This is a genomic window from Alkalihalobacillus alcalophilus ATCC 27647 = CGMCC 1.3604 (genome assembly GCF_000292245.2).
Taxonomy (GTDB): Bacteria; Bacillota; Bacilli; order Bacillales; family Bacillaceae_D; genus Alkalihalobacillus; species Alkalihalobacillus alcalophilus.
Window position 1 is genome coordinate 1 of sequence record NZ_ALPT02000133.1, and the last position, 6,159, is coordinate 6,159.

Annotated in this window: 7 protein-coding genes; 4 read left to right on the forward strand and 3 right to left on the reverse strand. The window is 39.2% G+C overall.

All coding sequences use genetic code 11. The features are described 5' to 3' along the window. A partial coding sequence (locus BALCAV_RS22495; protein WP_160173446.1) for a hypothetical protein occupies positions 1-396 on the forward strand: 396 nt, incomplete at its 5' end. 61 nt (positions 397-457) lie between these two features. Here the strand turns inward: BALCAV_RS22495 and BALCAV_RS20340 are convergent. Continuing rightward, positions 458-706 carry a hypothetical protein gene (locus BALCAV_RS20340; protein WP_004427209.1) on the reverse strand — a complete coding sequence of 83 codons (249 nt, stop codon included), beginning with the start codon at positions 704-706 and terminating at the stop codon, positions 458-460. A gap of 505 nt (positions 707-1,211) precedes the next feature. On the opposite strand from BALCAV_RS20340, the gene deoD reads away from it, so the two are divergent. Continuing rightward, the gene (deoD, locus tag BALCAV_RS20345) at positions 1,212-1,913 is read left to right on the forward strand and encodes a purine-nucleoside phosphorylase (RefSeq protein WP_004427211.1); all 702 of its coding nucleotides are present in this window, start codon (positions 1,212-1,214) and stop codon (positions 1,911-1,913) included. Positions 1,914-1,987: 74 nt separating this feature from the next. On the opposite strand, the gene BALCAV_RS20350 is transcribed toward deoD, so the two are convergent. Both BALCAV_RS20350 and galE read right to left on the reverse strand, forming a co-directional pair. After that, on the reverse strand, positions 1,988-2,440 hold the full coding sequence (locus tag BALCAV_RS20350) for a VanZ family protein (protein ID WP_004427213.1): 453 nt from the start codon (positions 2,438-2,440) through the stop codon (positions 1,988-1,990). A 79-nt stretch (positions 2,441-2,519) separates the two neighbouring features. Next, positions 2,520-3,515 carry a UDP-glucose 4-epimerase GalE gene (gene galE, locus BALCAV_RS20355; protein WP_004427215.1) on the reverse strand — a complete coding sequence of 332 codons (996 nt, stop codon included), beginning with the start codon at positions 3,513-3,515 and terminating at the stop codon, positions 2,520-2,522. A gap of 238 nt (positions 3,516-3,753) precedes the next feature. Between galE and BALCAV_RS20360 the strand changes: the two genes are divergently transcribed. Together BALCAV_RS20360 and BALCAV_RS20365 are read left to right on the forward strand one after the other, a co-directional pair. Beyond that, a complete protein-coding gene (locus BALCAV_RS20360; RefSeq protein ID WP_004427217.1) occupies positions 3,754-4,557 on the forward strand; it encodes an alpha/beta fold hydrolase in 804 nt (267 codons plus the stop codon). A 23-nt stretch (positions 4,558-4,580) separates the two neighbouring features. Beyond that, entirely contained in the window at positions 4,581-5,639 is a 1,059-nt protein-coding gene (locus BALCAV_RS20365) for an SDR family oxidoreductase (protein ID WP_004427219.1), read from the forward strand. Positions 5,640-6,159: the final 520 nt, after the last annotated feature.

Here is a 6,159-nt window from a genome sequence, read left to right on the forward strand (position 1 = left end):
TTGTTGCAGCACGGCTTTTCATTACCTATTCCTGATTATTCGCATCCTAATTCTTCACAGCTCGGCTTTTCATTACCTATTCTTGCTTATTCGCACCCTAATCTCTTACAGCTCGGCTTTTCATTACCAATCCCTCTTTATTCGCACCCTAATCTCTTACAGCACGGCTTTTCATTACCAATCCCTCTTTATTCGCACCGTAATTCTTCACAGCACGGTTTTTCATTACCTATTCCGTTGGATTCGCACCGTAATCCGACGATTCACCAATTTTCATTACCAATAACAATTAACGCGTTACCTTCTCTTAAGTGCATAAGCACAGCAAAAAAGAGCGATGGTTCCCCTTCGCACGACAGTAGATTTACATTAATATTCAATAAAAAAAGTGGATAAAAAGGCTAACACCTTCTCATCCACTTATCTATTTAGGGTTTAGTTTAAAGACTTCCAGTTTTTAAAATACTCTCATCTGGGCTTCGCATTTTTCCATCATTTCTTGTAAGGCATCGGCTTCGATTAGTGGTGTCCAAGGAACTTCAATTCCTTTACCTGGGGCTAATGCTTTACCGTGAAGCTCTTTATTATGATCTGCCGCTATATAAATATCCCAACTCCACCGCTCTGGGGAACTATAATATTCCGGACCTTCTGTTCGATCAATTTCTGCTAAATAGTAATTTTTCACTTTAAAGTCTCTAGTCATTGTAAAGTCACTTCCTTTTCTCTTATTTTCACAATTATTTGTTAATCAATTTTAAGATTTATTAATAGATATGCTTAGTTTATGAGCGGTCACTCAATGTTAGAATCCGATCATCTGATTTAATTAATTATTATAATAATCAGAAAATTATAGCTTGAAAAGGGTTTTGTCAGGTTTTTTCACAAAAAATTCTCAAGATAATCGCATCGTTGTTCCATTTTTAATGTACTATTTTTCAATTTAAAGGCTAACAATGCTCACCTAAAAAGGAATTTCTCCTATCTTATCATATTTAAGCAAATAATCCACCGTATAATCGTTCCAAAAATTTCTGTTTGTTTCGACTATTGATGTCGAATCGCTTAATATGGTTAAATTGATTGTAGATGGGTATCTTACCGATTAGCAATCATTCCCTCTTTCGACTATACTAGAAGGGAAAATAAAAACAGGCGAAGAGAACTAAGCTTTTTCTTAACCTTTCGTCTTTGAAGGAGGATATTATATGAGTGTTCATATTGGAGCAAAACAAGGTGATATCGCGGAAACAATTCTTTTACCGGGTGACCCGCTAAGAGCTAAATATATTGCCGAAACGTATTTAGAAAATCCAGTATGCTATAACGAAGTACGCGGGATGTTAGGGTATACAGGTACATATAAAGGACAACGAATTTCCGTCCAAGGGACAGGCATGGGTGTTCCTTCGATTTCGATTTATGTAACGGAATTAATGAGAGAGTACAACGTGCAAAACTTGATTCGTGTCGGCACATGCGGAGCGATTCAAGAGGATGTAAAAGTTCGTGATGTTATTTTAGCAATGAGTGCCTCAACAGATTCACAAATGAACCGAAACACATTCGGAGTCGTTGACTATGCTCCAACAGCCAACTTTGATTTATTAAAAAGGGCTTACGATGAAGGTGTGGCCAAAGGATTAAACTTAAAGGTAGGAAATGTGTTCACTGCTGATATTTTTTACAATGAAAATGCCGAGCATAAAAAATGGGCCGAGCATGGCATCCTTGCGATCGAAATGGAAACAGCTGCTCTTTACACATTAGCTGCTAAATTCAAACGCAACGCTTTATCCGTATTAACGGTAAGTGACCACATCCTAACAGGTGAGGAAACGACTTCCGAAGAGCGTCAAACAACGTTCAACGACATGATGGAAGTTGCTTTAGAGGCTGTAGTGAAATAAAAGGATTTAAAAACAGCGGAGTGCAGAGCTTCGCTGTTTTTTTACTTTTTATTAAAGTCCTGTCCTATCATAGCTCACTTGTTTCTCCATCTCTTCACTATAAAACTCACACACAAATAAATGACTATCCCCGTCAACGCTCCAGCACTATCTATCAACACATCCTGCACTTCTCCAGAACGCCCTGGGATAAAAAGCTGATGCACTTCATCGGTTATGGCATAGATCAGACAAATGCCCCAAGACGCAGCAGCAGCCCAGTAACTGGTAAAGCCACTTCGCCTCATCGCATTTAACACGAGAACACCGAGTAGCAAATAGCTGAAAAAGTGGGCTCCTTTTCGAATCATAAAGTGAAGCAGTTCAAGTTCTATTTGAAAAAAAGGGAATAAGAATTGGATAATACCTGATAAGATTTCGGTAATGTCTGAGCTTAAATGACCTGATTCCTCACCTGGTTGGTGGGATAAATAAAAGATAAGGGCCATCCAGAGTAGGACCGCGACCCATGAAAACCATTTTTTCATACTCGATAGTTCCTTCTTTCTGTCATAAGAAAACCCAAAAACGAAAGAGCTTAGTTTTTGGGTCTTATTTGTCCGTTTATTATTCTTGATAGTTTTTCTCAAAACGCCATGAATCTCGGCACATTTCGACGATATTCTTTTTCGCCGTCCACCCTAGTTCTGTCTCTGCTTTTTTGGCATCGGCATAACAAGAAGCAATATCGCCCGCTCGACGCTCGACGATTTCGTATGGAACTTCGATTTCATTCGCCTCTTCAAACGCTTTAACTAGCTCCAATACGCTCGTCCCTTTTCCTGTTCCGAGGTTATACACATGAGCTCCTTCTGTTAAATGATTCAAGGCAGCGACATGTCCTTTTGCTAAATCATCCACGTGGATGTAATCGCGGACACCCGTGCCATCTACGGTATCGTAATCATTTCCAAAAACGCGAAGCTGCTTTAACTTTCCTTTCGCTACTTGGGTCACAAATGGCATTAAGTTATTTGGAATTCCATTTGGAGCTTCACCAATAAGGCCACTTTCATGAGCACCGACTGGATTAAAATAACGTAAAATCGATACGGAGAAAGCAGGGTTCGCTTTGACAGTATCAATTAAAATTCGTTCACTCATTGCTTTTGTTTCACCGTATGGATTCGTTGTCGGCAACAAAGTCATTGATTCTTCAAAAGGTACTTGGTTATCACCATACACCGTAGCGGAAGAGCTAAAGACGAAACGATTCACTTGATGTGCTTGACAAACCTTTGCTAAAACCATCGTACTCACGAGGTTATTATAATAGTAGGAAAGCGGCTTTTCGACCGATTCTCCGACTGCTTTCAGTCCAGCAAAATGGATGACACCGTCGAAGGAATGGGCAGCAAACATCTTCTCCACTTCCGATTGAACCGTTACATCAACTTCATAAAAAGTGAGATCTTTGCCGGTAATTTTCTTGATTTTATCGATTGTATCGACTTTGCTATTCATTAAATTATCAGCGACAACAACGGAATGTCCTTCTTCTAATAAAGCGACAACCGTATGGGAACCAATATAGCCAGCTCCACCCGTAACTAAGATCTTCATATAGTCCATTCCCCTTTTTCGTTCAAATTTACTCTTGTTCATCTTACTATTTAATCCCAATTCGAGCAATCATTTCGAGAGCTTCCGACGTCATTCGAGCGAGTTCGAGCGGTGCAATTCGACAGGTCCTGTCACCTGTCGAAACTTCCCTTCACTGAATTGACATATTTCGGGGCGTGACAGGCACATCCACTACCCCTATAATGGAAAGGACGCTTTTTAAAAGGGCAGGTGTATTATGTTAGCTTATACCATTCATCAACAGAAACCATATTTTAAAGACATTGTCCTCATCCACGGGCTGGGAGGCAATTCATCGATTTTTAAATATCAGCTCGATTCTTTCAAACAACATTTTAATGTGATTACAATTGAATTACCAGGTCATGGTACCTCACCAAATACCGACTCCTACCAGGAACCTTTCACAATACAAATCGCCGCACAAGAAGTACTCAAAACACTCGATCATTTAAAAATAAAAGAAGCTCATTTTGTCGGAGTTTCACTCGGAACGATCGTCATTCACCAATTACTAACAGATGCTCCCAAAAGGGTAAAGAGTGTGGTCATGGCAGGAGCTTTAACTCGATTTAACCCACTATCAAGATCCTTGTTAACACTCGGAAATGCGGTGAAATCGTTTACACCTCATTTATGGATTTATAAATTATTTGCACATATTATGATGCCAAAGAAGAATCATAAGCGCTCACGAGATATTTTTATCCGTGAGGCAACCAAAATGAAACGTAGTGATTTCTTAGGTTGGTATAACATCGTTGCTAAAGTGGAATCGATTTATAAAGGTTCGTTAAAAATCCCTAATACGATTGAAAAGTTGTATGTGTCAGGCAGTGAGGATCATCTTTTTTTAAAGCCTCTACTAGAAGACTTAAAAAAAGATTTATATGCGAAAAAATTTGTGATTAACCACTGTGGACATGTGTGCAATATCGAAAAACATCGTGAATTTAATGATGTGTCGATTGACTTTTTACAAAAACAAGGAAAAGTCGAAGCGATCCCAAAAAGCTCATAAACCGATACAATAGGAGTGTTGAAATGAATATTTTCTTAACAGGCTCTACCGGTTTTCTCGGTGGAAAGTTGATCAAAAACTTAATCAAAGACGAAGCACATACGTTATACGTCCTTGTACGTAATGTTCAAAAGGGTGAGCGTATTTTATCCCAATTTACAAAAGAACAACAAGAACGAATTCACTTACTACAAGGAGATATAACGTTACCAGCTTGTGGGTTATCTAATGAAGCCCTTGAACAGCTGACAGATAAAGTTGATACATTCTATCATTTAGCAGCTCTTGTCAAATTTGACCTAGACTTGCGTGACGAATTATTTGCGGCGAACTATGATGGCACGAAAAACAGTCTCGAACTCGCCGCTCAACTAGGCGTTAAAAAATTCCTCTATGTAAGCACAGCTTATACAGTCGGAAAACGTTCCGTCGCGGTGGAAGAATTATACGATCCAGAAGTCGATTACCATAACCCTTATGAAGAGAGTAAAGTTAAATCCGAACATCTTGTTTTTTCTTATGCCGCTCAAATGGATGTTTCAATTTTGAGACCTTCAATTATTGTTGGAGACTCTAAAACAGGGGAAGCCGATTCTCAGTTCACCTTGTACGGATTTATGCGGGCAATTGATTTATTCAAACGCAGGGTCAATCGTAGCAAAGAGGGACAAGAACAAAGCTACCGCCTAGTCGCCAACAAAAATGGGACATCAAATCTAGTCCCTGTTGACTATGTCGCTGATGTGTTAAGTGTGGCAGCAACTAAAGCAAAACCGGGTGCTATTTACAATGTCACCAACCCAAAACCACCACATAATTATGACTTATTAATGATGTTACGTGACGCCTTACAATTTAATAATTTAGACGTCATAGAAGATACAAATGCCGACTATCAATTAACACCAGTCGAAGAAAAATTAAACGAAATGATTTCCGTTTTTAATGTGTACCTAGCCGGTTCGATTAATTTTCATGATGAAAATACACAGGAACTGCTAGCCGGAACTGCTGTTGAACATCTCGACATGAGTGATGAGACTGTCTTGATGATTATGGAAGCTTATTTTCAAGTGAAGTGATCATTCGGTAATTTTCGAAGTTTCTGTAGACGAGTTGGATAAATTCCGATAAATCATAGGAACATGTCGAAAGAGCGACACCTTTTTATGAATATGAATATGAAAGGAACCATAGCTACTATATGGTTCCTTTTTTTGGTAGGTTGATTTCGTTTGATGGCTCTTTGATTCCTTTTGTGGCTTTGATTCATCGGCTTTTGGCATCATTGGGAGGTTTTGATTTCCTTTGTGGCTCTTATTCGCCTGCTTTTGGCTTCATTGCTGGCCTTTGATTCCCTTTGCCGCTCTGATTCACCTGCTTTTGGAATCATTGCTGGCCTTTGATTCCCTTTGTGGCTCTTATTCATCGGCTTTCGGCATCATTGCTGGCCTTTGATTCCCTTTCACGCTTTGATTCATATACTTTCGGAATCATAGACACCCTATGATTCCCTTTGTAGCTCTTATTAATGTTCATTTGGCTTCTTTGGGAGGCTTTGATTGCTTTTGCGGCTCTTATTCACCTGCTTTTGGAATCATT

What these genes read in the sequence shown, in the direction of transcription:
- BALCAV_RS20340 (WP_004427209.1), bottom strand. Translation starts at nt 706, where the DNA reads ATGACTAGAGACTTTAAAGTGAAAAATTACTATTTAGCAGAAATTGAT.
- deoD (WP_004427211.1), top strand. Translation starts at nt 1,212, where the DNA reads ATGAGTGTTCATATTGGAGCAAAACAAGGTGATATCGCGGAAACAATT.
- BALCAV_RS20350 (WP_004427213.1), bottom strand. Translation starts at nt 2,440, where the DNA reads ATGAAAAAATGGTTTTCATGGGTCGCGGTCCTACTCTGGATGGCCCTT.
- galE (WP_004427215.1), bottom strand. Translation starts at nt 3,515, where the DNA reads ATGAAGATCTTAGTTACGGGTGGAGCTGGCTATATTGGTTCCCATACG.
- BALCAV_RS20360 (WP_004427217.1), top strand. Translation starts at nt 3,754, where the DNA reads ATGTTAGCTTATACCATTCATCAACAGAAACCATATTTTAAAGACATT.
- BALCAV_RS20365 (WP_004427219.1), top strand. Translation starts at nt 4,581, where the DNA reads ATGAATATTTTCTTAACAGGCTCTACCGGTTTTCTCGGTGGAAAGTTG.